This window comes from Hymenobacter psoromatis, from assembly GCF_020012125.1.
GTDB classification, from domain to species: Bacteria; Bacteroidota; Bacteroidia; order Cytophagales; family Hymenobacteraceae; genus Hymenobacter; species Hymenobacter psoromatis.
Genome location: NZ_JAIFAG010000001.1, coordinates 3042728 through 3066630, shown reverse-complemented (window position 1 = coordinate 3066630; position 23903 = coordinate 3042728). Strand labels below are relative to the sequence as shown.

The 23903-nt window shown below is 62.3% G+C and carries 20 protein-coding genes, 1 tRNA gene and 1 other RNA gene; 12 read left to right on the top strand and 10 right to left on the bottom strand.

The genetic code is table 11. From position 1 onward, the window contains the following. Positions 1 to 136 precede the first annotated feature (136 nt). A complete protein-coding gene (locus LC531_RS13325; RefSeq protein ID WP_223650975.1) occupies positions 137 to 730 on the top strand; it encodes a hypothetical protein in 594 nt (197 codons plus the stop codon). Between the two features lie 137 nt (positions 731 to 867). Here LC531_RS13325 and purB read toward each other — a convergent pair whose 3' ends face one another. Then, entirely contained in the window at positions 868 to 2199 is a 1332-nt protein-coding gene (gene purB / locus LC531_RS13320) for an adenylosuccinate lyase (RefSeq protein WP_223650973.1), read from the bottom strand. A gap of 129 nt (positions 2200 to 2328) precedes the next feature. Here purB and LC531_RS13315 point away from each other — a divergent pair, with 129 nt between their 5' ends. From LC531_RS13315 to LC531_RS13305, 3 genes are all read left to right on the top strand, one after another. After that, entirely contained in the window at positions 2329 to 4485 is a 2157-nt protein-coding gene (locus LC531_RS13315; RefSeq protein WP_223650972.1) for a transglycosylase domain-containing protein, read from the top strand. 95 nt (positions 4486 to 4580) lie between these two features. Beyond that, entirely contained in the window at positions 4581 to 5156 is a 576-nt protein-coding gene (locus LC531_RS13310) for a glutathione peroxidase (RefSeq protein ID WP_223650970.1), read from the top strand. Between the two features lie 170 nt (positions 5157 to 5326). Next, complete coding sequence (locus tag LC531_RS13305; RefSeq protein ID WP_223650968.1) at positions 5327 to 6244, top strand: 1,4-dihydroxy-2-naphthoate polyprenyltransferase; 918 nt, start codon at positions 5327 to 5329, stop codon at positions 6242 to 6244. Positions 6245 to 6249: 5 nt separating this feature from the next. Here LC531_RS13305 and LC531_RS13300 read toward each other — a convergent pair whose 3' ends face one another. The 3 genes from LC531_RS13300 to LC531_RS13290 all read right to left on the bottom strand — a co-directional run bounded on the left by LC531_RS13300 (position 6250) and on the right by LC531_RS13290 (position 12465). Then, on the bottom strand, positions 6250 to 8853 hold the full coding sequence (locus LC531_RS13300) for a DUF3160 domain-containing protein (RefSeq protein ID WP_223650966.1): 2604 nt from the start codon (positions 8851 to 8853) through the stop codon (positions 6250 to 6252). A 21-nt stretch (positions 8854 to 8874) separates the two neighbouring features. Then, complete coding sequence (locus tag LC531_RS13295; protein ID WP_223650964.1) at positions 8875 to 10368, bottom strand: CapA family protein; 1494 nt, start codon at positions 10366 to 10368, stop codon at positions 8875 to 8877. Positions 10369 to 10458: 90 nt separating this feature from the next. Next, complete coding sequence (locus tag LC531_RS13290; protein WP_223650962.1) at positions 10459 to 12465, bottom strand: DNA polymerase III subunit gamma/tau; 2007 nt, start codon at positions 12463 to 12465, stop codon at positions 10459 to 10461. Positions 12466 to 12617: 152 nt separating this feature from the next. Here LC531_RS13290 and ssrA point away from each other — a divergent pair. Then, positions 12618 to 12989, top strand: a transfer-messenger RNA (tmRNA) gene (gene ssrA / locus LC531_RS13285). Between the two features lie 99 nt (positions 12990 to 13088). Here ssrA and LC531_RS13280 read toward each other — a convergent pair. Beyond that, positions 13089 to 13162, bottom strand: a tRNA-Ala gene (locus LC531_RS13280). A gap of 99 nt (positions 13163 to 13261) precedes the next feature. Here LC531_RS13280 and LC531_RS13275 point away from each other — a divergent pair. From LC531_RS13275 to LC531_RS13260, 4 genes are all read left to right on the top strand, one after another. Further along, entirely contained in the window at positions 13262 to 13636 is a 375-nt protein-coding gene (locus LC531_RS13275; protein ID WP_223650961.1) for a DMT family protein, read from the top strand. Positions 13637 to 13884: 248 nt separating this feature from the next. Next, positions 13885 to 14181, top strand: coding sequence for a hypothetical protein (locus LC531_RS13270; protein ID WP_223650955.1), 297 nt, complete (start codon positions 13885 to 13887; stop codon positions 14179 to 14181). Positions 14182 to 14278: 97 nt separating this feature from the next. After that, entirely contained in the window at positions 14279 to 14713 is a 435-nt protein-coding gene (locus LC531_RS13265; protein WP_223650954.1) for a hypothetical protein, read from the top strand. A 64-nt stretch (positions 14714 to 14777) separates the two neighbouring features. Beyond that, a complete protein-coding gene (locus LC531_RS13260) occupies positions 14778 to 15035 on the top strand; it encodes a hypothetical protein (protein WP_223650953.1) in 258 nt (85 codons plus the stop codon). An 83-nt stretch (positions 15036 to 15118) separates the two neighbouring features. On the opposite strand, the gene LC531_RS13255 is transcribed toward LC531_RS13260, so the two are convergent. From LC531_RS13255 to LC531_RS13235, 5 genes are all read right to left on the bottom strand, one after another. Then, positions 15119 to 15457: a hypothetical protein gene (locus LC531_RS13255; protein ID WP_223650952.1), complete on the bottom strand. Its 339-nt coding sequence runs from the start codon at positions 15455 to 15457 to the stop codon at positions 15119 to 15121. Between the two features lie 42 nt (positions 15458 to 15499). Then, on the bottom strand, positions 15500 to 16582 hold the full coding sequence (uvsE, locus tag LC531_RS13250) for a UV DNA damage repair endonuclease UvsE (RefSeq protein ID WP_223650951.1): 1083 nt from the start codon (positions 16580 to 16582) through the stop codon (positions 15500 to 15502). Positions 16583 to 16754: 172 nt separating this feature from the next. Continuing rightward, positions 16755 to 17405 carry a carboxypeptidase-like regulatory domain-containing protein gene (locus LC531_RS13245; RefSeq protein WP_223650950.1) on the bottom strand — a complete coding sequence of 217 codons (651 nt, stop codon included), beginning with the start codon at positions 17403 to 17405 and terminating at the stop codon, positions 16755 to 16757. 152 nt (positions 17406 to 17557) lie between these two features. Beyond that, the gene (locus LC531_RS13240) at positions 17558 to 18259 is read right to left on the bottom strand and encodes a hypothetical protein (RefSeq protein WP_223650949.1); all 702 of its coding nucleotides are present in this window, start codon (positions 18257 to 18259) and stop codon (positions 17558 to 17560) included. 89 nt (positions 18260 to 18348) lie between these two features. Further along, on the bottom strand, positions 18349 to 19596 hold the full coding sequence (locus LC531_RS13235; RefSeq protein WP_223650948.1) for a metallophosphoesterase: 1248 nt from the start codon (positions 19594 to 19596) through the stop codon (positions 18349 to 18351). A 115-nt stretch (positions 19597 to 19711) separates the two neighbouring features. On the opposite strand from LC531_RS13235, the gene radC reads away from it, so the two are divergent. The 3 genes from radC to pheT all read left to right on the top strand — a co-directional run bounded on the left by radC (position 19712) and on the right by pheT (position 23751). Beyond that, positions 19712 to 20467, top strand: a complete 756-nt coding sequence (gene radC, locus LC531_RS13230; RefSeq protein WP_223650947.1) for a RadC family protein — start codon at positions 19712 to 19714, stop codon at positions 20465 to 20467. A gap of 113 nt (positions 20468 to 20580) precedes the next feature. Further along, positions 20581 to 21219 (top strand): DUF1684 domain-containing protein, encoded by a 639-nt coding sequence (locus LC531_RS13225; protein WP_223650946.1) that lies wholly within the window; start codon positions 20581 to 20583, stop codon positions 21217 to 21219. 78 nt (positions 21220 to 21297) lie between these two features. After that, on the top strand, positions 21298 to 23751 hold the full coding sequence (gene pheT / locus LC531_RS13220) for a phenylalanine--tRNA ligase subunit beta (protein ID WP_223650944.1): 2454 nt from the start codon (positions 21298 to 21300) through the stop codon (positions 23749 to 23751). Positions 23752 to 23903 lie beyond the last annotated feature (152 nt).

Here is a 23903-nt window from a genome sequence, read left to right as displayed (position 1 = left end):
AAGGAAAAAACGCGGAAGACTGCGAAATTACTCCCCAACGTTTCGAACTTGAAAAACCCTGTCTCTGAAGCATGTGTCATAAAATAGCGTGTCATACTTTTACGACACAAAATTTTATGACATACTTCGCTTGACTATGAGCTTGCCCAAACGATTTTCGGCGCAGCGTGGGCCACGTACCAGCCACAACGCGCTCCGCAGGTTGCGGGCCTGCTACGGGCTTACGCAAGACTGGCTGGCGGGCTTCCTGGGAGTGCCGCGCACGGCTATCTCGATGGAAGAATCGGTGGGGCGCGGGCTAACGTGGCGCTTTGATAAGCAACTAGTGGCGTTTTATCAGCAGCTGCCCGCCCCCGACGGCCCGGCCCCCGAGCCGGTGGCCCAGCCCACGGCGGCGGGGCTGGCCGAGGCCCGGTCGGCCCTGGCCGACCGCCGGGAGGCGCTCCAGCTGGAGCAGTACCGCCTCGGCCAGGCGCGGCAGAAGCTGGATATCCGGCTGCGCCAAGCACGCCTGCGCCTGCAAGCCCTACCCGCCCTGCTGGCCGCCCTACCCCCACCGCCCGCCGCCGAGCATCCCCGCCGCGCCCTGGGCTACTGGGCCACCCATGCGCCGGCCGAGCTGACCGCCGATGAGGCCGCCCTCACCCTCCTCGAGCTGCGCCAGCGCGTGCTGGAATTTGAGCTGGGTGAGCTGGAACGCCTGCTGAAAGAGCCAGAAGCCGAGAGCTAGCGCAGTTCCCAAGTTGGTGTACGGGGCGGGCTGCCGGCTTTTGGGCCGGCTGTCCGCTCTTTATAAAGAACGAGCGGCGCGCACGACGAGCGGACAGCCGGCCGAAAAGCCGGCAGCCCGCCTCGTAACCGCTTAGGCTACCGGCCCACGTAGCTGGCGGGCGTGAGGGCGCGCAGCTCGGCCTTCACAGATTCGGGTACTTGCAATTCCTCCACGAAGCCGGCGATGGTGGCGGCCGAGATGGTGGTGCCGGTGCGCGTGAGCTGCTTGAGGGCGTTGTAGGGGTCGGGGTAGTTTTCGCGGCGTAGTATCGTTTGGATGGCTTCGGCGAGCACGGCCCAGTTCTGGTCGAGGTCGCGGGCCAGGGCACTTTCGTCCAGGGCCAGCTTGCCGAGGCCGCGGGCAATGGCCCCGAGCGCGATGAGCAAATGACCCAGCGGCACGCCCAGGTTGCGCAGCACCGTGGAGTCGGTGAGGTCGCGCTGGAGGCGCGAAATCGGCAGCTTGGCGGCAAAATGCTCTAATAAGGCATTGGCGACGCCCAGGTTGCCCTCGGCATTTTCAAAATCAATGGGATTGACCTTGTGCGGCATGGCCGACGAGCCCACCTCGCCCGCCTTGAGCGTCTGCCGGAAATAGCCCAGCGAGATGTACTGCCACACGTCGCGGCACAAATCCAGCAAAATGGTATTCAGGCGCTTCCAGCCATCACAAAAGGCGGCCAGGTTATCGTAGGGCTCAATCTGGGTGGTCGGGAAGCTGCGGTGTAACGCTAACTTTTCTTCCACAAAACTTTGGGCGAAGGCGTGCCAGTCGGTGCCGGGGTAGGCGGCAAAATGCGCGTTGAAGCCGCCCGTGGCCCCGCCGAATTTGGCGGCGTAGGGCACTTGATTTAGCAGCGCCAATTGGCCATCGAGCCGGGCCACGAACACCGCCAGCTCCTTGCCCAGGCGGGTAGGGGAGGCGGGCTGGCCGTGGGTGCGGGCCAGCATGGGCACCGCGGCCCAGCCAGTTGCCAGCGCCGCCAGCTGGTCGCGCACCTGCCCGAAGCGCGGCAGCAGCACATCGGTCATGGCCTCCTTGAGGCTGAGCGGAATGGCGGTGTTGTTGACATCCTGCGAAGTCAGGCCAAAGTGGATAAACTCCAGAAAACCGCTCAACTGCAGCTTGGTAAATGCATCACGCAGGTAGTATTCCACAGCTTTTACGTCGTGGTTGGTTACGGCCTCGTGGGTTTTAATGCGCTGGGCTTCGGCTTCGCCAAACTGCTCGTAGAGGCCGCGCAGGGCCGGGAAAACGGCGGGCGGCACGGCGGCCAACTGCGGCAAGGGCAGCTCGCAGAGCGAGATGAAATATTCCACTTCCACCCGCACCCGGTAGCGCATCAGCGCCAGCTCCGAAAAGTATGGGCCAAGGGGAGCCGTTTGGCGCTGGTAGCGGCCGTCGAGGGGCGAAAGGGCAGTTAGCATTTTTTTTTGGTTCCTGATTTTGGAAGGCAAAACTAACGGGTAGGTAGACGTGAGTGGCCGCCCGGCAAAAAATGGGAGCACCCTGTTTAAGAATAACCAGAAACTAAAGAACCCGGTAACTTTGCGGGTATGCGCGTATCCGACCTTGCTAAAAAACGAATTTTATATGCCCTGGCCGGCCTGCTAACGCTGATTTTGCTGGCACTCATCGTGTTTCTGTGGAAGCGTCAGCAGCTGCTTGATTATGCACTGGGCGAGGTTAAAGTCCGGGTTGAGCGCCAGTATCCCGTGACGCTGACGCTGGGGCCGGCGCATTTTTCGGCCCTGAAAACCGTCGAAATCGCTGGTATGAGCCTGGTGCCGACCGCCGCGGCCGGTCCGGCCGCCGCCGGCGATACGCTGCTCACGGCCCAGCGCCTGCAAGTCAGCCTGAGCGTGCGCTCGCTGTTTGCGGGCCGGCCGGTGTTCAGCGAATTGCAGATTGACCGCGCCCACCTCACGGCCCACAAGGATGCCAAAGGGGCCAACAACTTCGCGTTTTTGCTGAAAAAATCGCCTACCCCCGTGGTGCGGCGCGATACGGCGCAGGGCCGCAACTACGGCTTGCTGCTCAACCAAGTGCTCGACGCGGGCTTCGGCAACGTGCCGGGCGAGGCCGATTTCCGGCAGTTTGTGGTGAGCTACGACAGCCCGCACCACCGGGTGCAGCTCACCATGCCGCGCCTCAGCATTCAGGACGGCCAGGTGCAGGGCCGGCTCACGGCCACCGTCGACTCGCTGGTGAACGAGCTGGGCGTGAGCGGCACCATCGCGCCGCGCGACTACGCCCTGAACCTGCGGCTGTTTGGCGTCAAAAGCTCGGTGCAGGTGCCCTACGTGGCGCGGCGCTTCGGGGCGCTGGTTTCGTTCGATACCATTCAGGTGGAGCTGATGGGCAAGGACTTTACGAACGATAAGCAAACCGGCGGGCAGCTCACGGTGCGCGGTTCGGTGGCGGCCCGCAACTTCAGCTTCTACCAGAAGCGGATTGCCTCGGAAGACATGGTGATTCAGCGCGGGCAGCTGGATTTTGTGGCGACGCTGGGCCGCGGCACCGTTTCGCTCGACCCCGGCACGCGGGCCGTACTCAACCAACTGGTAGTGCATCCCGAAATTTCGGTGCGCCTGAAGCCCCGGCTGGTCGTCAAGCTGAAAATTGATTCGGACCCGACCCCGACCAACGCCTTTTTCAACTCGCTGCCGGCGGGCATGTTCGACGTGGTGGCGGGCACGGCCGGCACCGGTACGCTCACCTACCACCTCAAGGCCGACGTGAACCTGGCGCGGGTAGACAGCCTGCACCTCGTGTCGTCGCTGCAACCCAGCAAGGACTTTACCATCACCCACTTCGGGGCCGAGGATTTGAGCCAGCTGGCCCGCGAGTTTCCATTTACGGCCTACAATGACAAGGGCGATTCGCTGCGCACCTTTTTAGTAGGCCCAAGCAACCCTGACTTCACGCCCTACGCCGACGTGTCGCCCTACCTGCCGGCCGTGATTCAGACCACCGAGGACCCGCAGTTTTTCCGGCACCACGGCTTCATGGAAAAGGCGTTTGTGAACGCGGCCATCGAGGATATCAAAGAAAAACGCTTTGCCCGCGGCGGCAGCACGCTGAGCATGCAGCTGGTCAAAAACGTGTTTCTGAGCCGCGAAAAAACCGTGGCCCGCAAGGCCGAGGAGATGCTCATCGTCTGGCTCATCGAGAACTGGCTGGTGGGGCGCACGCACACGCTGACCAAGGAGCGCATGTTTGAGATTTACCTCAACATCGTGGAGTGGGGCCCTACCACCTACCGCTGGCCCAGCGGCAAGCGCGGCGTGTACGGCGTGCGCGAGGCGGCCCTTTTCTACTACGCCAAGCGGCCCAATGAGCTGAACCTGGGCGAGAGCCTTTACCTGGCCAGCATTATTCCCAAGCCCAAGTACTACCGGCAGTCGTTCAACCAGTACGGCGAGCTGCGCGGGTCCACGCGCTGGTACTTCAAGTTTATCGCCGATATTATGCTGAACAAAGGCTTGATTACGAACAGCCAGCGCGATAACCTGAATTACTCGGTGAGCCTGCGCGACCCGGCGCGCAGCTACATTATTACGGCCGTGCGCGACACCACCCGCACCGTGCAGCCCGGCGACACAGCCCAATTCACGCCCCTTAACCTGATTGACTTGCTCAATACCGGCGCGCCCGCCACGCCCGAGTCGCTGCCCGCCCGCGGGGCTGCCGAGCCGCCTACCCCCCGGTAGTAATGCGGCCGCTGCGAGCCGGCCCTACCCCCGCAAACCTTCCCGGCCCGGCCGTAGTTATCAGCAGCTTACTCACTTCACCCAGCCTTTTCCTTATGAAACCTTTTGCTTTCGCTTTAGCCGCTGCCACGCTTGGTCTGGCGGCTTTCACCAGCCCCCGCCCTACCCCTATGCAGCCTACCGAAGCCACGGCCACCGGCACCGTGTACGACTACACCGTGAAAACCATTGATGGTAAAGACGTGAAGCTGAGCCAGTACAAGGGCAAGAAATTGCTCATCGTGAACACGGCTTCCAAGTGCGGCTTCACCCCGCAGTATAAGGAGCTGGAAGAGCTATCGAAAAAGTACGGCAACAAGGTGACCGTGCTGGGCTTCCCGTCCAACAGCTTCAACCAGGAGCTGGCCTCGAACAGTGAAGTAGCCGCGTTCTGCGAGAAGAACTACGGCGTGACTTTCCCGCTTTTCTCCACCGCTCCGGTGAAGGGCGATGATGCGCAGCCGCTCTACAAGTTCCTGGCCGACAAGGCGAAGAACGGTGCCGTGAGCGAGGCTCCGACCTGGAATTTCTGCAAATACCTAGTGGATGAGCAAGGCCACGTAGTAGCCTTCTACCCCTCCAAAGTGAAGCCGACCGACCCCGAGCTGGTAGCGGCTATTGAGAAGAAGTAGTCTTCTTCAAAAAAGAACGTCATGCTGACGAAAGAAGCATCTCTACCGCGTAACTAACCTCAATCGTTAGATTTACTTACACGGTAGAGATGCTTCCTTCGTCAGCATGACGTTCTTTTTTAGCTGAAAATCAGCATAGTAGTACACCAAAAAAATCAGCACCTCAACCCATGTCGCCCTGGATTTCCGCGTTTCGTCCCCGCACCCTACCCCTCGCTTTGGCCAGCATCCTCACGGGCGGCTTTCTGGCGAAGGCAACGGGGCATTTTAATGGCCCGGTGGTGGCGCTGGCGGCAGTTACGACCATTCTACTTCAGATACTTAGCAACCTGGCCAACGACTACGGCGACTCGGTAAACGGGGCCGACAGCGTGCATCGGCAGGGGCCGCTGCGGGCGGTGCAGAGCGGGGCCATTACGCCCGCGCAGATGAAACGGGCCATGTGGGGCTTCGGGGCGGCGGCCTTTGTGAGCGGGCTGCTGCTGCTGCTGCTGGCGCTGGGCCTGGCCGGCGCGTGGGTGCTGCTGGCGTTTCTGGTGCTGGGAATATCGGCCATTTGGGCGGCCGTGAACTATACGGCGGGTAGCAACCCGTACGGCTACGCGGGGCTGGGCGACGTGTCGGTGTTCACCTTTTTTGGCCTCGTGGGCGTGTGCGGCACGTACTTTCTGCAAGCCTACTCCCAGGCGCACGCGCTGGGCCAGGCCCTGCCGCTGGTGGTGCTGCTGCCGGCCGCCGCGCTCGGCTGCTTCGCCACGGCCGTGCTGAACGTCAACAACATCCGTGACATTGCCTCGGATAAGCTGGCTGGTAAAATCACGGTGCCGGTGCGGCTGGGGCCGCGCCACGCCCGGCGCTACCACTGGCTGCTGCTGCTGCTGGGGGTAGGGGCCGCCACGCTCTACGTGGCGCTCACCTACCACTCGCCCTGGCAGTGGCTGTTCGTGCTGGCCCTGCCGCTGTTCGCCTTCAACGGCTACCAGGTGTGGGCGCGCCAGGAGTCGCCGCAGCTCGACCCGCTGCTGAAGCAAATGGCGCTCAGCACGCTGGTATTCACGCTGTTGTTTGGGCTGGGACAGGTATTGTAGCGCGGCTACTCAGTAGTCGGCATCCCCAAACCTATCGAAACGGCACCTTTCTCGTTTTTGAGGCTGTTTTTGTTCAGGGCCGGCACGGGCACTAGCAAGTCCTTGAGCCAAGTGGGGCGGGGTTTGGAACTTGTGGCCAACTGGCCCTGCCACTCCTCATCGGTGAGGGGGGTAGGGCTGGTAAATTCGTAGTAACTGAACACCGCGCCGCGGGTGAGCACGGCCGTGCCGTTGATATCCACCACTACGTAGAGCGCGTCGGCCGCGCCCACCGCTTCTTCCAGCGCGGTGCCGTTGTAGGCGTACACGTCGGCCACCAGCGCGAGGCGGCGCTCGCGTTCGGGCAGTGGGTCAGACGTGCTAAGCTTGAGCGTGAGGAGCGTCAGCATTTCCACCTCGCCCCCCACGTGGGCCAGGCCATTCATTTCGTCGGTGGTGAGGGGCTGGTGCGCCACTTCTTTGCGGGCCAGCTGCTCCAAATTACTCACCAGCCGGTAAATGCCCCGGTTCAGGCTGTCGAGGTGCGGCGTGTTGGCGTGCAGGCGGCGCAGGGCCTGGTTCTGGAAATCGAGCAGCGCCAGCGCGTGCTGCCAGAAGGGTAAATTAGGCTCGACGTAGCCCAATTGGTTGGGGGTAGGCGGGCCGCCGCCGGGGCCGCCCATCTCGGCCCCCATCGGCTGCTCCGAATACAGCAGCAGGTCGTGCTTCAGCTCGGCCCAGCCGCCGAGAGCCGTGCTGAGGTTGCGCCGCTGCCAGGCCGGCGTGCGGGCAAAATAGGGCGGGTTGGGGTCGGGGCTAGGCGCGTTCAGGCTCAGTAGCACCTGCATGGTTTTGGTGTACAGGTTCTGGTCCCAGTTTTTATAGCTCCCGAACTGCTTTTGCACCGACCGCAGCGTGTCGGGGTAGGCGGGCCAGCGGGCGGCTTCCTTGTATTGATTAAGTAGAATATCCTCCGCCGTGCGGTTGCCGAAGGCCGCGAAGGCATCCAAACCCTTCGGGAACGGCCGCTTGGGCTGGGGTGCCAGCACTTCGGTGAGGCGCGAAAGTATTTCGCCGTCGAATGTGTAGCGCCCGGCCGTGAACAGCAGCTTGGGCCGCGCCAGGGCCTCCGCGGCCTTGGCCGTAACGCCTTTGGGCCGAATGCGGTCGGTGCCGGCGGCCACCAGCTGCTGGCGCAGGCGGGCCAGGGTGGCGGGCGCGGCCAACTGGTCGAGCGTTTGCCCGGCGTAGTCTTTTTTTAGAATCCGCAGTAGGTTGGTGAGCGAGCGGTTGTCCTCGTCGCCCACCAGCACGTCGAGCACGCGGCTCAGGTCGGCTAAGCCTTTGGTGGCCTCGGGGCTGGCCGATAGGGCCAGCGCCAGCGCGGCGGCCCGCAGCACACCGGCATCGCCATCCAGAAAAACGGGGGCGGTATTCAGCCACTTTACCGTGCGGAAGTAGCGCCGCGTAGTGTCATTGCGGGTGTACATGCCGCGCGGCTTTAGAGACTTATACTCGTAGAGCGAATCGCGCAGGAAATACGAGCCCTTCACGTTGGCCTGCGTGACCAGGGCCACCTCGCCGGGTACCTGGTCGGCGTACTCGCCGGCCACGGTTTGGGTGCTGCCCGTGAGCAGATTGCGGCCGATAGCGTAATAGGCGGCGGCCCATTCGGCCGCGTCGCGGGCCTGGAGGTTTTGGCTTTGGGTAGCCAGTATCTGGGCCTGGGTGGTGCCCTGGCGCAGCATTTGGGCCACGATGGGCGCGAGGCGCACCTCCTCCACATCGCTTAAAATGCCGTTCAGGTACTTGTGCAGCAGCTGCAGGAGGAGGTCGGTGGTGACGAAGTTGGGCGTGTAGCTGTACTCGTTTTGGTCGTAGAGGTAAAATAATTGCTCCTCCTGAGTGGGCACGATGGCGAAGTTGTGGCGCGCTAGCACCGGGCGCAGGGCTGGCGTCAGGGGTTCCTCGCGCTGGTTCACTACATAGTCCAGCCCCAGCATCGGGAAGCCGCCCTGCGGGGCCACGCGGTGCGCCAGCAGCACTAGCTCTTGGGCGTGAATTTTTTGGGCAAAGGCGGCCTCCTGCCGGTTCAGCGGCACGGGCAGCGGCCCGGCCGAATGCACCGAATGGCCATCCGCCGCCACCGAGTCGTTTTGCCACACTGGCCGGTACCACTTTTTGGTGTCGAAATAGGCTCGGGCAGTGCTATTCATAAAGCAGTAGCCGTTGCGGGCGTACAACTCATTGCGCAACAGCAACAGGTCGAGGTACGACTTGCCGGCCAGCGACTGGTTGAAATCGAGCGGCAGCGGGGCAACCTTGTGCTTGACTTCCTCGGCGGCAAATTCGTCATATCCCTCATTGCTTTGGTAAAATTCCGCGATGTCGGGCCGCTGGTAGAATTTGGCCAGCCCGGCCTTGCTCTCGGTCAATTGCACCGGCACCAACTCGCCAAAACCGTTTTCCTGCATCGCATCGGTGAAAACCGCCGGCCCGGCCGCCACCGCGGCAGCCGTGATAGGGGGCGCGGCCAGGCGCGCCGGCGCGGCGCGCCACCAGTAAATGCCCGCCGCTATAGTCAGCAGCACTACGCCGGCCAGCGCCAGCATTAAGGGTTTCTTACGCATACCGATACGGGTAGTAAATGCCTAGTGGGCAGCCGGGCCGGCCTGCACGAAAACCTGGTACGCCGCCGCCCGCGAAAGCCGCCGCGCCCGAAATTTATCGAGCGCCAGCCCAAAGCCCTGCCAAACATAGCGCCCAACGCAGTAGCTACCCCCCGGTTCCTGCTCAATGGTCAGCACGGACGAGCCATTTGAGTCAGGCACTACCTTGAAATACAGTAGCTTGAACATCAGCCGCGAGCCGCGCCAGCGGGGCCGCAGCCGCCCGGCGCTGTCGAGGCTGTACACAAATAAGCGCCGCCGCACCGCCGCATCGAGCGGCGTGCGCTTCACGGGCCCGATGAGCAAATCGGGCCGGCCGTCGTTGTCCACGTCGCCCTGCGTGAGCCGGTACACCGGAAATCCCAGGGGTAGTACCGACTCGGTATCGCCGGTGCGGGCGCGCACTTGGTACTGCCGCCAGTGGGGCAGGTAGCGCAGGCGCACGGCGGTGCGCGGGCCGGCCGGGCCGGTTATCGTCAGGTGCGGTACCAGGTAGGTGGGCAGCGAATCGGCGGGGGTAGGGAGCGCGGTGGGGCGCACGAGCCAGCCCGTCGGCTGCTCCACTAGCCGCGCGCTGCCGTCGGCCGGTTGCAGCCGTTGGGCCAGCGCCCGCCGGGCGGCCGCGTCGGCTAGCTGGGGCACTGCGCCCACCAGGCGTAGCGGCCGGATAAACGTGGCCGCCACCCGCCCGTTTTTCAAATCAAAATCAACCTGCGCGGCCAGCGCAGCAACGCCTCCGCGCTGGTCAAACAGAAAATTGCCCAAACTGTACACGATGGGCCGGCCCCGGTAAAACGCCACCGGCTGCACCACGTGCGGGTGCGCCCCTACCACGGCCGCCGCGCCGGCATCCACGAGGTCGTGGGCCTGCTGGCGCTGGTCGGCGCTGGGCCGCGCCGCGTACTCGGTGCCCCAGTGCAGATACACCAGCACCGCCCGCTCGGGAAACAGCGTTTTGTACGTGGCCACCCGCTCGCAGAGCGCCGCAAAATCGCGCCCGCATTGGCAGCCTTCGCCGGCAGTTTGCTGCGAGTAAGCAGAATAGGCGAACACCACCACGCTGCTATCGGACCCCAACACTGTGGGTAGGCAGCCGGCCAGCGAGTCGGGCTGGTAGCCCAGCGCGCCCAGTCGCGCCGCCCGCAGGGTGCGGGCCGTGGTGCGCAGGCCCGGTAGGCGCTGGTCAAGGGTGTGGTTATTCGCCAGTGAAAGGTGGGTGAATCCCAGGCTACGCAGCCAGCCAGCCCACTTTGGCTTAGCCTGAAAAACAAACGCTTTGTGTACTGGCCGGGCCGTATCGGTGAGCGGGCATTCCAGGTTGCCCACCACGTAGCGGCTGCCGGCCCAGAGCTGCCGCGCGGTGCGGCGAAGGGCGGCGCTGTCGCGGGCCAGCGCGGCGGGCACGGCGCGGGCCAGCAGCACGTCGCCCACAAAGCTCACGCGCAACGGCGGCGGGGGGGTAGGGCGGCAACCCAACAGGAAAAGAAGGAGGAATTCAGCAGGAAGAAGGAAGAATTTAGTCCGGGTGATTTTGCTGAAATTCCTCATTCCCAATTCTTCCTACCCCTAAAAATCCGCATCCAGCCCCAGGCGCTGCTTCATTTCCTGCAAGGCGGGATATTTCTCGGCCAGGTAGGCGAATTTATCGTTGGACGTGTAGAGCTTGCGGCCGGTGGGCGCGGCCTCGGCTACCTCGGTCTGCACCGTGAGGCCGGGGTGGCCGGTGCGCCGCCGCAGCTCCACCGTAAACTCGGCCCGAAACTCGTTGAACTGCACCACCTGCACCGGATTATCCACAGTGAGCATGATGACGTGGCTCGCGTCGGCCGTCACGGCGCGGTTCAGCACCAGGTAGTCACTGATTTTTTCCTGCGCGCGGCGCTCCTCGGTCAGCTGCTTCCACACGGTTTGCAGCAGCTCGGGCGCGATGGGGGGTAGGGGGCCGGTCGGGGCGGCTGGTTCCTGGGTTTGGGTTCCTGGTTTTTGGGCTGGCGTGGCCGGAGCGGGCGTGCCCACGTCGCGCAGGCCGGGCAGGCGATTGGCGAGGCTGGGCAGCTTGGGGAGGGTAGGGGCCAGCGTGGGGCGCACGGCCGGAGCGGACGACTCGGCCACGAGGCCGGGCGGCACGTCGGTGGGCCGGTGGTTGGGCTCCAAACCCTGCATACTGGGCCGGCCCACTTCGATGTGCGGCAACGTGTCGCGCACCTGATGGCGGGGCGTGACGAGCTCCGCGGCTTCGGGCTCAATACTGGGGGTAGGGTGCAACTCGGTTACGCCGTTTTCGACGGGCAACGGCTCGGGACCGTCGGCGGGGGCGTTGGTGTCGGACGCCTGGCTGCTGGCGTTTGGGGCTTGACTGAGGCTGGCCGGGGGCGAGGGGGTAGGGGCAGCTACGCCGCTAGTTTTTTTTTTAGCCTCGCCGTTGGCTGATGCTGACCTGTGGTTGCCGGCCGGCGTCAGGTCGCGCACAAATTGCACGGCCCCGTTGAGATACGCCAGCTTCATGAGCGTAAGCTCCACGTGCAGGCGCTGGTTTTTGGCCTGCTTGAACTCGCGGTCGCACTGGCTCACCAGGTTCAGGGCCGAGAGCAGGAAGGGCAGCGGCGCGGCCTGCGCCTGCCGCACGTACTGCTGCCGAATGCCCTCCGACACCTCCAGCAGCTGCACCGTCACGGGGTCTTTGCACACCAGCAGGCCGCGCAAATGCTCGGCCGTGCCCACCACGAAGTTGTGCAAATCGAAGCCCTGCTGCATCACCTCGTCCAGCAGCAGCAGCGCGGCCGACAGGTTTTCGCTGGTCAGCGCCTCCACCAGCCGGAAATAATAATCGTAGTCCAGGATGTGCAGGTTCTGCACCACTTCCTTGTATGTCAGATTATTACCCGCAAAAGTTACCTGCTGGTCAAACATCGAGAGCGCGTCGCGCAGGCCGCCGTCGGCCTTCTGGGCCAGCAGGTGCAGCGCGTCGTCGTCGGCCGTTACGCCCTCGCTAGTCGCCACGTAGCGCAGGTGCTCCCGAATATCATCCACCCGAATCCGGTTGAAGTCGAAAATCTGGCACCGGCTCAAAATGGTGGGGATAATCTTGTGCCGCTCGGTAGTAGCCAGGATAAAAATGGCGTAGCTCGGCGGCTCCTCCAGCGTCTTCAAAAAGGCGTTGAAGGCCGCGTTGGAGAGCATGTGCACCTCGTCAATAATATAGATTTTATACCGGCCCTGCTGCGGCGCGTAGCGTACCTGCTCCACCAGCGAGCGGATATCTTCCACCGAATTATTAGAGGCCGCATCCAGCTCGTGCACGTTAAAAGAGGCATTTTCTTGAAACGCCACGCACGAGGTACACTGCCCGCACGCCTCGGCCTCGGGCGTAAGGTTGGTGCAGTTGATAGTCTTGGCCAGGATGCGGGCGCAGGTGGTTTTGCCTACTCCCCGCGGCCCGCAAAACAAGAACGCCTGCGCTAAATGCTGGCTCTGAATGGCGTTTTGCAGCGTCGTGGTGACGTGCTGCTGCCCCACCACGCTCCTGAACGTGGCCGGACGGTACTTACGGGCCGAAACAACAAAATTTTCCATACGCGATACGCTAGCAAAGATACCCCCGGCCAGCGGCAAGCTAAAGCTGGCCCTACCCCCCGGAACAAAACCCGCCACCAAAACATTTATTTCACCTAGCGCGTATCTTTGCGCCCCGCTTCGCAGGAGGCGGACCTCGTTCTTTCTAATTTGGGGCTGACCGGAATTGACAGCTTGCGCAAGTTGCGGGTAAGCGTGCCGGGAGTTGATGGAAGCTCTCCCGCCAAAAAATCTATCAAACAACAATCGGCGACTATTCGTACGCCATGGCTGCCTAGTTTAGAACTAAGCACTGCCATCGTGCCGCCTGGGTACGTTTTTACACCTGGGAGTTCGGCGCGTCGTAAGTAAGAACTAGCCTTCGAAGAGCGGTGATTCGGAGGCGAAACCCAACTGCCGATAAGGGAATTTTAAGGGCCTGATGTGCGCCTGAAATGCCTCGAAAATCCAAGCATAGCTACGCACGTAGAAAGCACGTTGGCTTCCTTGTCTGGACCAGGGTTCGAATCCCTGCAGCTCCACTAAAAAAGTTAAAAAACCCGTTTCTGACCTGGAAACGGGTTTTTTGTTTTGAGGCCGGCTGGCAAAAAAAAGTCCCCGCCCGGTAGGGGCGAGGACTCAAGTGGAGAATATCGGAGTCGAACCGATGACCTATTGCTTGCGGAGCAATCGCTCTAGCCAGCTGAGCTAATCCCCCATTCGGCCGCAAACATACGGTGCGCCGGGCTATCCGGCGCCGGGCCGGGCAATGGCCGGCGTTAGCTTTACCGTACCACCCTCCCTTAGTTGCTTTGCTATGCGCGGTCTGTATGCGATTCTGCTCCTCACGGTATCCAACCTCTTTATGACCTTTGCCTGGTATGGGCATCTGCATTTGTTCAAGAAGATGGCTTGGTTTGCCAAGCTTGGGCTGTGGGGTGTCATCTTGGTGAGCTGGGGCTTGGCGTTGTTCGAATACATCTTTCAGGTGCCGGCCAACCGTCTGGGCTTTGAAGAAAACGGAGGGCCGTTTGGCCTGTTTCAGCTCAAAGTAATCCAGGAAGTGATAACGCTCAGCGTTTTCACGCTGTGTACAGTGTTTGTCTTCAAAACCGATAAGCTCGGCTGGAATCACCTGGTAGGCTTTGGGCTGCTGGTAGCAGCAGTGTATATCATTTTTAAAAAATGGTGAAGCCAGCTGGCCGGGGTAGGGCCGCGGGTTGCTGCCAGTAGCTAGCAAAGACCACTTCCGAAACGCAATTGTTGTAGCATTAGCCGGCTAATCATAACGCCTTGTTTATTAGCTGTAAATGAAAATAGTAACGCCGTGTTTACTGAAAGATTAATGAATTAATACTGAAAAACAGGCAACAATAGGGCACTGACCTGACGTATAAGGGCCGGCAATTGCCAGTTCATTCACCATTTACCTCCTTTTCCATGAAGACCGCCCCTATTTTCCTTGCCGCCGCTTTTGCCCTTAGCACCAGCGCCGCCTTCGCCCAAACTACGCCTAGCACTACCACGCCTGGCACCACTACGCCCGGCACTACTACCGGCACGATGCCAGGCACTTCGACCTCCGGCACGATGAGCAATGGCACCTCGACCTCTGGCACGATGGATAATGGCTCGATGGGCAACGGCTCGATGAGCGACAAAAAGCCCATGCGCCGCGAGCGGATGAAGGGCAAAGGCTCGAAGACCAAGAGCACGACGTCTAGCGGCTCTATGTAATAGCCATCAGGCTAGCATTCTGCGTATAGAAGCCGGCTTTCCTGTCTGGGGTAGCCGGCTTCTTTTACTTTCTGCTAATCTTCATAATTATTTGGCCATGAAAACGTTGACTCTATTATTGGTGCTGGGCTTGGCCGCCGTTGCGGCCCGCGCCCAAACCGTACCCTTCGACGCCACCGCGCCCATGCGCGGCGGAGCCCAGAACCAGACCAGCGTGCCCCCCGTAAACCCTGCCCTGAACCAGAGCACTATTCAGGGGCCATCGGAGGTGCAGCGCACTACCAGCAGCTACGATGCCCAGCCCAGCCGCCAGCCCAACGGCTCGGTGCCCCTGGCCGGCACTCCTGACATATCGCCCACGGCCGTACCCGACGTGCGCGAACAGCCGCTCATTCCGCAGACGGGACGGCGGCAGTCGAGCGACATCGTGCCCAGCCGGGGGGTAGGCTCCAGCAACATCTACCAGCGCCGCCCGCCGCTACCCCAAAATAATTCGTTGCCCAGCGTAGTAAAACCCACCATCCAGCCGTAGCTGCTGATTGCAGCATCCCCATTATTCTTTTCTTATGAACGCCAGAAATCTTCTGCTTGCCCTCGTGGCTACTTGCTGCTTTGGCAGCGCCCACGCCCAAACCGCCCCCATCAGCCCCAGCGCCCAGCAGGCCCCGGCCACAATGGCTAGCCCTAATACCACCCGCAGCAGCATGGGCAATGCCGCTGAGGCTACCGGCACCGTCGTAGGCAAACCCACCGGCAACGAATACGGCACTACGGGCGATGGCATGAAGCGCAAAACCACTAAGCGCAAAGGTGAAATGATGGGCGGTAAAGGCAAGATGAAAACCAAGATGTAGGGTTTCCCAGCACGCCTACCCCCCTAAAAAAGGCTGGCCTCCCACGCGGGAGGCCAGCCTTTTTTAGGGGGGTAGGGACAGAATTAGTTGGTATGAGCCAGCAGGTCGTGGCCGTGGCGGCGCAGCGTATCGGCCAGCTTTAGCAGGTCGGGCTTGAGGTTGGCGGGCGCGTGGTGGCTAACCTGGCTGGTTTGGTCGCCGAGCATATTCAGTGAGTTGCCGATGGCGGTGGCGTTAAGGCTGCCGCTGGTGAGCAGCGACTGTAAGTTGCCCATTTCGCGGGCAATATCCTGAAACTCGGGCTGGCCGCTTTGCAGAAACTGCTGCTGCCAGGTTTCGGTATTGTCCATCGCGGAGCCCAGGGGCAGGCTGGTGAGGCCGTTCTGCAACCCGGCGAGGGTTGCGTGCAACAAGTCGTTCATAAAAAAGGGGGTAGGGAGAAGGAGGAGAATAAAGCCGGCTCGTTACGGCGCGGTTGGTTTTTTGGCAGCGACCCGTTTGGCTTTCGGAGCCGCCGAGTCCGCTTCGGCCGGCGCGGGTTTGGACGCCGTTTTGCGCGGTTTTTTGATGGGTGGCACCGGGCGGCCTTCAGTAGCGAGAGGGGGGGTAGGGCGGGGAGCGAAAGTAGGCGGCGCGTAGCCGGCCGGCGCGGGCGGCAGGTAGCCCAGCTCGCGCAGCACTTGGGCGGCGCGCACGGCACTGGCCTCTTTATCCTTGATTTCGAGCATCATATCCACGTTCAGTCCATCGAGGTCGGCCAGGAAGGCGCGGAACAGCTCGGGCACCAGCGCATCAGTGTGCTTGCCGCGGCGCTCGCCGGGGGCCTGCGAGCTGTAATCCATCATCAGCACGCCGTCGCGGACGGGATGCCAGGTAGCAGCGGCCAGACGCAGGGCTTCGCGCATGGGCTCGCCGTGGTTCAGGCATTCGTGGTGAAAATTATCGAACAGGATGGGTACGCCCGTCAGGTCGTGCAGGCTCAGGCACTCGCGCAGGCTGTAGAGGCGGTCGTCATTCTCTACTACCAGCCGAATTTTCACGGCCTCCGGCACCAGCGTTTGGAAGGTTTCGACCCAGCGGGCCAAGGCCGCACCTTTGTCGCCGTAGGCTCCGCCGGCGTGAATTTGCAGCTTGGCCGTGCTGTCCAGCTCCATCAAGTCCAGCATCAAGCCCTGGTATACCAACTCCGCCACGCTACGTTGCACGATGGCCGGGTCCGGTGAGTTGAGCACCACGAACTGGTCGGGGTGGAACGAGATGCGCATTCCGTGCTGCCGGATGTAGGCTCCAAGGGCTTGAAATTCAGCCTTAAAATGCGCCTGCCACGGAAATGTATTGACTTCATGCGAGCCAAACGGCACGATGCCCGAGCCCATCCGAAAAAATAGCAGCCCGTGGGCCACGTTCCACTCCAGAATTTGCCGCAGGCAAGCTAGGTTGGCTGCCACGGTTGTCACCAGCCGCTCCTCCGAGTACGAGGCCAGCCGAAAAGTGCCGGCTGCGCTGCACGGCAGCGTTTCATTCACGCAAGGATACCCAATTTTCATCCCTTTGGCTTACGGAGGTTTTGATGGTTAGTTGGCAGCTAATCGCTTGTAATTGCGAGCGCAGCGCGGCAATCTTTCCTGGTCGTTCGCTTAATCGAGTTAGTAATCCTAGTGTGAAGGAAAGATTGCCGCGCTGCGCTCGCAATTACAAGTGCTTAACAAGCAGCAATTATTACTCATACCCTCGGTTATCCCGAAACGCCTTATTATACTCGGCACGGCGCTTAGCGGCTTCTTCGGCGGCATCGCGGGCTTTAAGCATCTCCACTTTGCGGCGCTCCTTACCCTGGCGCGAAAACTGGTCGTAGAGCCAGTCCACGTTCGAGCCGCTGATGGTGGGCGCTTCGGCGCGGGGCGCAGTCGAGTCCACGGCGAAGAGCGGCTTGGGCTTGGGCGCGCGCTTGGGTATCTTCACCACCGGGGGGGTAGGGCGCTTCATATTGCGCAGCGCCCGGTTGATGGCGGCGCGGTCGGGGCGGTCGGCGGTCACGCGCACCTCGCCCAGTTGCACTGAGTCGCGCACCATTTTCACCTGCACCACCAGCTGCGAAAGCGTGGTGCCGCCCAGCACCAGCCGGTGCGGCTTGTAGCCCACCGCCCGAAACAGCAGCGTATCCGTAGCCAGCGCCGTGATGAGAAATGCGCCCTCCGCATCGGCCGCCAGGCCGCGATGGGTACGCTGCACCTGCACCGTAGCCCCCGGAATGGCCTGCCGGTTTTCGGCCGCCGACACGTTGCCGCTCACGCGCACGGTAGGCGGAGGGCTGCCCGCCTGTGCCCACGCCCGCCCGCCGGCCAGCATTAGGCTGAGAGCCAGCAGCATACATCGAAAAAAAGTGGGGGTAATCGGTTCAGACACGTATCAAAATAACGCAACGCCAGCACAAAGCTGCCACCAAAGGAGGCAAAAAAAGCCCGCGCCGTTGCAGACGCGGGCTTTTCAGCGGCTAATAAGCAGATTTTACCGCCCAAAGCCTACATTTTCATTTTCTGCCCATCGGCGGTTTTTATCTTCACTTCATCGCCCTTCACCTTTATTTTAGCCCCGTTATCGAGCTTGGTTTTGGACTTGGAAACGGTATTATCGGCGTTCATCGTACCCTGGCCTGGCGTAGTGCTGCCCGAAGTAGTCGGCGCAGCGCTCGTGTTATCGGCGCTGCTGCTCATGGTGCTGCCGCTGCCGCTCCCCGACGACATGGCACCGGTCGTGTCCGACATCGCGCCGCTGTTCGACTGCATCGTGTTGTTATCCAGGTTCGTAGCCTCGTCATAAGTCGAGCGCGATGACTGGTACGCCTTGTACTGCGAAGGGTCGGTCAGCACGCCCTGAAACTCGGCATCGGTGTCGGTATTATACTGGCGCATATCGGTAGCCATGCCGGCCGTGTCGCTCGCGTACTTCTGGTGCATCGTATCATAGCGCTTCGAGCGGTTGTAGTAGGCCGTGCGCAGCTTCTCCTTAGTCGGCTCGTCGGTGATTTTCATATCCGAGGCAAACTTATCGGCCATGCGGTTGCCGCGGGCGTGGTAGGTTTCGTCGGTTACGGTGGTGCTGGTCGCCATTGCCCCGTCGGCGGGGGCCGTGGTAGTGGTGGTCTTGTCAGTGGTTTTTTCCTGCGAGCACGAGGCCAGCGAGAAGGCCGTAGCACCAGCCAAAATAAACAAAGCGTTTTTCATGGAGAAAGGGAAGGTTGTTAAAACCAGTAAGTTGTGGGGCCTTCAACGAAAGCACTTCCCGGCAGGTTATCCCTATGCCCCACCCGCCGCTAGGCCCGGCGCAACTCCAGCAAGGTTATTTCGGGCAGAAACCCGACCCGGCCCGGAAAGCCCAGGTAGCCCAGGCCCACGTTCACGTACAGCTTCTGGCGACCCTGCTCGTAGATACCCGCCCACTGCGGGTAGGAATACTGCACCGGGCTCCACTTGAAATTCGGCAGATTCACACCAAACTGCATCCCGTGGGTGTGGCCGCTGAGCGTGAGGTCAATGTCTTTGTAGTCAAGCACCTGCGCTTCCCAGTGAGACGGGTCGTGCGAGAGCAGGAGCTTGAAGGGCGCGTTGCCGCTGGCCGCGTGGGCCTGGGGCAGGTTGCCGTGCTTGGGAAAGTTGGGGTGGCTGCTCCAGTTCTGCACGCCCAGCACGGCCAGCTCATCGGCCCCGCGCCGGATGGTGTGGCTCTCATCCAGCAACAGCCGCCAACCAATTTTGGCGTGGTTGCGGGCCAGGCGCTGCAGGTTCTCGCGCTTGGCCTCGGCGCTGGTCCACTGCACGTAGTCGCCGTAGTCGTGGTTGCCGAGGATGGAGAAAATCGGCAGTTCCGACTTGATGCCCGCCAGCGCCTCGATGTGCGGCTCTACCTCCGTGGCGCGGTCGTTCACCAGGTCGCCGGTCATCACGATGAGGTCGGCTTTTTGGGCATTAATGATGCCCACGGCCCGGCGCATGGGCTCCGGGTTGCCGTTGAACGAGCCGGTGTGCAAGTCGGAGATTTGCAGAATTTTAAACCCGTCGAACGCGGCCGGCAGGTTGGGGTAGCGCAGCACCACGCGGCGCACGCGGTAGTCGGTTTTGCCTTTTGCCATGCCCCAAAGCAAGGCCAGCAGCGGCACCGCGCCCAGCCCCAGCGCCAGCCGGCTGATAAACTGGCTGCGCGAAATCGGTTCCACGGCCGCCCTACCCCCCGCCGCGCCGCCGAAGCCCGCCGCCGCCCAGCGGCCCAGGCGCGTCAGGTCTTCCAGCAATAGCGGGAAAACGACGACCAGCTTGGCCGCCAGCAGCAGCAGCGGGGCGGCCAGCAGGTAGCTTTTGAGAGCCACCGGGCCGTCGTGCCGGGTGCGGGCGGCCCAGAAGCACAGCGCCCACAGCCCCAGCGTGAGCACCCAGTAGCTAACCGTAAAGCCGCGCCGCGCGGCCGGCGAAGTCAGCCCCGCCGCCGTGCGCACGGCCAGGTAGCCGTAGGTTTCAGCAATAATAAGTAAGAAAAATATTCCCCAGAAAACGAGTTGGTTGCGCATACGGAAGGCCAAACGGCCGGCCGCGGGTTTTGGTTTGCGGTGCGGCCCGGCTCGCGCGGCTGACGCACGGCGCGGCGTTTTGCTTTATCTTGGGCCGCTATAAATCAGCTTTTGTATGTTCCCTACCCCCCCGGCTTCGCCCGATGCTGACGCCGACTTGCCCCCGGCCGCGCCCTACGCCCCGCCCGCCAGCTTCGGCATCAAGAGCTGGGCTGAAGAGGACCGTCCCCGTGAAAAAATGGTGCAGAAAGGTCGCGCCGCTCTCTCCGACGCCGAGCTGATTGCGATTCTGCTGGGCTCGGGCACCACCAAGCTTACGGCCGTAGATGTGGGCATGCTCATGCTGCAAGCCGCTGATAATGACCTGAATGAGCTAGCTCGGCTCAGCATCAAGCAACTGTGCCGGCACCCAGGGGTAGGGCCGGCCAAAGCCATCACGGTGGTGGCGGCCCTGGAGCTGGGCCGCCGCCGCAAGGAGGCCGGCGCGGGCCGCCGCGTGGCTATCACTTGCTCCAAGGACATTTACCAGCTGGTGCGGCCGGCGCTACAAGACCTGCCCCACGAGGAGTTTTGGGTGATTTTGCTCAACCGCGCCAACGTGGTGATGCGCCAGGAAAAAATCAGCAGCGGCGGCGTGGCCGGCACCGTGGCCGACCCTAAGCTCATTTTCAAACAGGCCCTGGAGCACCTGGCCAGCAGTATTATCCTGGTGCACAACCACCCCAGCGGCAACCGCCAGCCCAGCGGGGCCGACATTTCCCTAACCAAAAAGCTGAAAGAGGCCGGCGGCTTTTTGGATTTGCCCATCCTCGACCACCTCATTTATACCGATAACGGCTACTATAGCTTCGCCGACGAAGGCATATTGTGATGCAGTAGCCCAGTAGCGCGAACTTTGTGGTTCGCGTCTCCGCGCCGTAACAACGGTTTTAACGGCGCGGGGACGCGAACTATAAAGTTCGCGCTACTACGGTGCTCCTAACTATGCGTAAAATTCTCCTGGCCGCTGGCCTGCTGGCAGTTGTTGGTTTATTAATCTACAATTTTTTGGGCAGCTCCGCGCCTACCCCCGCCGCGCCGGCCGACCCCGCCTACGCTGCTCAAATCCGCCGGGCGCGCCAGCAAAAAGACGCCGCCTTCCGCGAGAGCCCTAGTTCGCCCCTGCCGGCCGGGCAGCGGGCGGCGTTTGGCGGCCTGCGCTACTTCAAGCCCAATGCGGCTTACCGCGTGGTGGCCCGCCTGACCCGCGCCGCCGTGCCGGCCCCGCTGCCGCTGGCCCTCACCCGCGGCTCGGCCGATGCCTACGTGAGCTGGGGTACCGCCGAGTTTGAGTTGGGCGGCCGGCCTCAGCGGCTGGCGCTGCTGCAAAAACAGGGGGTAGGGGCGGGCCAGGAGCTGTTTCTCCCCTTCACAGACCCTACCAACGGCCAGCAGACCTACGCCGGCGGCCGCTACCTCGACCTACCTCTGCCCACCCCCGATGCCGCCGACATCACGCTCGATTTTAATACTGCTTTCAACCCCTTCTGCGCCTACAACCACGAGTACAGCTGCCCCAAGCCGCCCGCCGATAACCGTCTGAGCGTGCCCGTGCTGGCCGGCGAGCAGTTGGCCCCGCAGTAGGCTGGCGCGGCGGCCTTTTCATCAAGCCCTACCTTTGCGGCCCGCGCCTGGCTCCCAATCTGGTCGGCGCTTTCGCTGATGACTATCTCCTTCGACTGGCTCAAAACGCTGTTCCCTACCCCCCTGCCCGCTGCCGAAGTGGGCGCGCTGCTCACCGGCTCCGGCCTCGAAGTGGAAAGCCTGACTGAGCTGGAAAGCATTCCCGGCGGCCTGCGCGGCGTGGTGCTGGGTACCGTGCTGACTTGTGAGCGTCACCCCGACGCCGATAAATTAAGCTTGACCACGGTAAGCGTGGGCGATGCTACCCCCCGCCAAATCGTGTGCGGTGCGCCCAACGTAGCCGCCGGCCAGCGCGTAGTGGTGGCCCTGGAAGGCGCGATGCTGCACCCCACGGCTGGCGAGCCATTCAAAATCAAGAAGTCGAAAATTCGCGGCGCGGCCTCCGAGGGCATGATTTGCGCCGAGGATGAGATTGGCCTGGGCCAGTCGCACGCCGGTATCTTGGTGCTCGATACCGACCTGCCCGACGGTACGCCCGCCGCCGATTACTTTGGCCTGGGCTCAGATGTAATTTTTGAAATTGGCCTCACGCCCAACCGGGCCGATGCCGCCTCGCACTACGGCGTGGCCCGCGACCTGCGCGCCCTGCTAGGCCAGCCCACCCACTTGCCCGACGTGAGCAAATTTGCTACCCCCGCCGCGGGCGAGAATATCAAGGTTACCATCGAGGACGACCAAGCGTGCCCGCGCTACGCCGGCCTGCTCTTGGATAATGTGAAAGTCGGCCCCTCGCCCGAGTGGCTCCAGCGCCGGCTGCGCAGCATCGGGCTTTCGCCGATTAATAACGTGGTGGATGTCACCAACTTCGTACTGCACGAGTTAGGCCAGCCGCTGCACGCTTTTGACGCGGCGGCCATCACGGACGGCCACCTGCGGGTGAAGCGCGCGGAGGCCGGCGAGCACTTCGTGACCCTGGACAACGTGGCGCGCACGCTGAGCGCCGACGACCTCGTGATTGCCGACGGTAATGGCGCGCCAATGGCGCTGGCCGGCGTGTTTGGCGGCAAAACGTCGGGGGTAGGGGCGGGCACCACGCGGGTATTCCTGGAAAGCGCCTATTTCGCGCCGGCCGTAGTGCGCCGCACCAGTCAGGCGCACGGCCTGAAAACCGATGCCTCCTTCCGCTTCGAGCGCGGCACTGACCCCTACATGGTGCCCCTGGCCCTGCAACGCGCCGCCCTGCTGCTGCAGGAAGTGGCCGGCGCGCGCATTGCCGCGCCGGTCGTGGACGAGTTTCCGCACCCTATCCCCAACAGCGAAGTGCGCCTGCGCCTACCCCGCGTCGCGCAGCTCATCGGCCAGGAAATCAGCGAGGCGCGCATCCGTGAAATCCTGACTAACCTCGACATTAAGATCGAAGAGGAAATCACCGAAAAAACTCCTAATTCCTCCTTCCTAATTCCCAATTCAAAAGCTTGGCTCTTGCAGGTGCCGCCCTACCGGGTGGACGTGACCCGCGAGGCCGACGTGGTGGAGGAAATCCTGCGCATCTATGGCTTTAATAACGTGGCGTTGCGGCCCCACAACTCGGCCTCTTTCCTCTCGCCCTTCCCCAACCCCGACCCCGAAGTGGTGCGCCAGAAAGTGGCCAGCCTGCTCAGCGGCCAAGGCTTTTCGGAGATTATCACCAACTCGCTCACCAACTCGCAGTACTTCGAGCCAGCCGATGCGCCAGCTGAGAACCTGGTACGCATTCTGAATTATAACAGCCAGGACCTGAACGTGATGCGGCCCGCGCTGCTGCATTCGGGCCTGGAAGTGGTGCGCCACAACCTCAACCGCCGCCAGCGCGACCTCAAGCTCTACGAATTTGGCCGCACCTACCAGCGGGCGGCGGGCGGCTACCTCGAAAAAACCGTGCTTGGCCTCTGGCTAACGGGCAATTTCAGCGCCGAAAGCTGGCAGCACCCGACCCGCAAAACGACCTTCGCCGACGCGGCCGGGGCGGTGCAGCAGGTGCTGGCCGCGCTGGGCCACCCGCAGGCCGCGCCGCAGCCCACGCAGCACCCGTACCTGGCGGGGGGGGTAGGGCTGCTGGTGCAAAACCAGCTCATCGGCCACGTTGGGGCCGTATCGCCGGCCGTGCTCAAGCGCCTCGACGTGAGCCAGCCCGTGTGGTATGCCGAATTGGATTGGGACTGGCTGCTCAAAAAATATAAGCCTACCCTCGTAGCCCGCGAACTGCCCCGCTTCCCGGAAGTGCGCCGCGACCTGTCGCTAGTCGTAGATAAGGGCGTGACCTTCGAGCAGTTGCGCACCATCGCGCAGCGCGCCGAGAAGAAGCTGCTGCACGGCCTCAATGTATTCGATACGTACGAGGGCGACCGGCTGGAGGCTGGCAAGAAGTCGTACTCCGTCAGCTTCACCCTACAAGACCCTGCCCAAACCCTCACTGACCAGGCCATTGACCAGGTGATGCAGCGGCTCATCCAACAGTTTGAAAAGCAGGCTGGCGCGCTGATTCGGAAGTAATTCTGGCTAAGGGTAAAATGCGCCACGACGCGTTCGGAAATCAGGTGTTCGGGGCTCAACCAGCGGACGTTCAACTCCCGAATGCGACGTGGCGCATTTCTATGGTAGCATAGAAGAAAACGAGGGAATAATGTAATGTTTTGTGCTTGTTG

What these genes read in the sequence shown, in the direction of transcription:
- LC531_RS13225 (WP_223650946.1), top strand. Translation starts at nt 20,581, where the DNA reads ATGCGTAAAATTCTCCTGGCCGCTGGCCTGCTGGCAGTTGTTGGTTTA.
- LC531_RS13315 (WP_223650972.1), top strand. Translation starts at nt 2,329, where the DNA reads ATGCGCGTATCCGACCTTGCTAAAAAACGAATTTTATATGCCCTGGCC.
- radC (WP_223650947.1), top strand. Translation starts at nt 19,712, where the DNA reads ATGTTCCCTACCCCCCCGGCTTCGCCCGATGCTGACGCCGACTTGCCC.
- LC531_RS13245 (WP_223650950.1), bottom strand. Translation starts at nt 17,405, where the DNA reads ATGCTGCTGGCTCTCAGCCTAATGCTGGCCGGCGGGCGGGCGTGGGCA.
- LC531_RS13265 (WP_223650954.1), top strand. Translation starts at nt 14,279, where the DNA reads ATGAAAACGTTGACTCTATTATTGGTGCTGGGCTTGGCCGCCGTTGCG.
- LC531_RS13270 (WP_223650955.1), top strand. Translation starts at nt 13,885, where the DNA reads ATGAAGACCGCCCCTATTTTCCTTGCCGCCGCTTTTGCCCTTAGCACC.
- LC531_RS13310 (WP_223650970.1), top strand. Translation starts at nt 4,581, where the DNA reads ATGAAACCTTTTGCTTTCGCTTTAGCCGCTGCCACGCTTGGTCTGGCG.
- LC531_RS13240 (WP_223650949.1), bottom strand. Translation starts at nt 18,259, where the DNA reads ATGAAAAACGCTTTGTTTATTTTGGCTGGTGCTACGGCCTTCTCGCTG.
- uvsE (WP_223650951.1), bottom strand. Translation starts at nt 16,582, where the DNA reads ATGAAAATTGGGTATCCTTGCGTGAATGAAACGCTGCCGTGCAGCGCA.
- LC531_RS13325 (WP_223650975.1), top strand. Translation starts at nt 137, where the DNA reads ATGAGCTTGCCCAAACGATTTTCGGCGCAGCGTGGGCCACGTACCAGC.
- purB (WP_223650973.1), bottom strand. Translation starts at nt 2,199, where the DNA reads ATGCTAACTGCCCTTTCGCCCCTCGACGGCCGCTACCAGCGCCAAACG.
- LC531_RS13255 (WP_223650952.1), bottom strand. Translation starts at nt 15,457, where the DNA reads ATGAACGACTTGTTGCACGCAACCCTCGCCGGGTTGCAGAACGGCCTC.
- LC531_RS13290 (WP_223650962.1), bottom strand. Translation starts at nt 12,465, where the DNA reads ATGGAAAATTTTGTTGTTTCGGCCCGTAAGTACCGTCCGGCCACGTTC.
- LC531_RS13235 (WP_223650948.1), bottom strand. Translation starts at nt 19,596, where the DNA reads ATGCGCAACCAACTCGTTTTCTGGGGAATATTTTTCTTACTTATTATT.
- LC531_RS13300 (WP_223650966.1), bottom strand. Translation starts at nt 8,853, where the DNA reads ATGCGTAAGAAACCCTTAATGCTGGCGCTGGCCGGCGTAGTGCTGCTG.
- LC531_RS13305 (WP_223650968.1), top strand. Translation starts at nt 5,327, where the DNA reads ATGTCGCCCTGGATTTCCGCGTTTCGTCCCCGCACCCTACCCCTCGCT.
- LC531_RS13275 (WP_223650961.1), top strand. Translation starts at nt 13,262, where the DNA reads ATGCGCGGTCTGTATGCGATTCTGCTCCTCACGGTATCCAACCTCTTT.
- pheT (WP_223650944.1), top strand. Translation starts at nt 21,298, where the DNA reads ATGACTATCTCCTTCGACTGGCTCAAAACGCTGTTCCCTACCCCCCTG.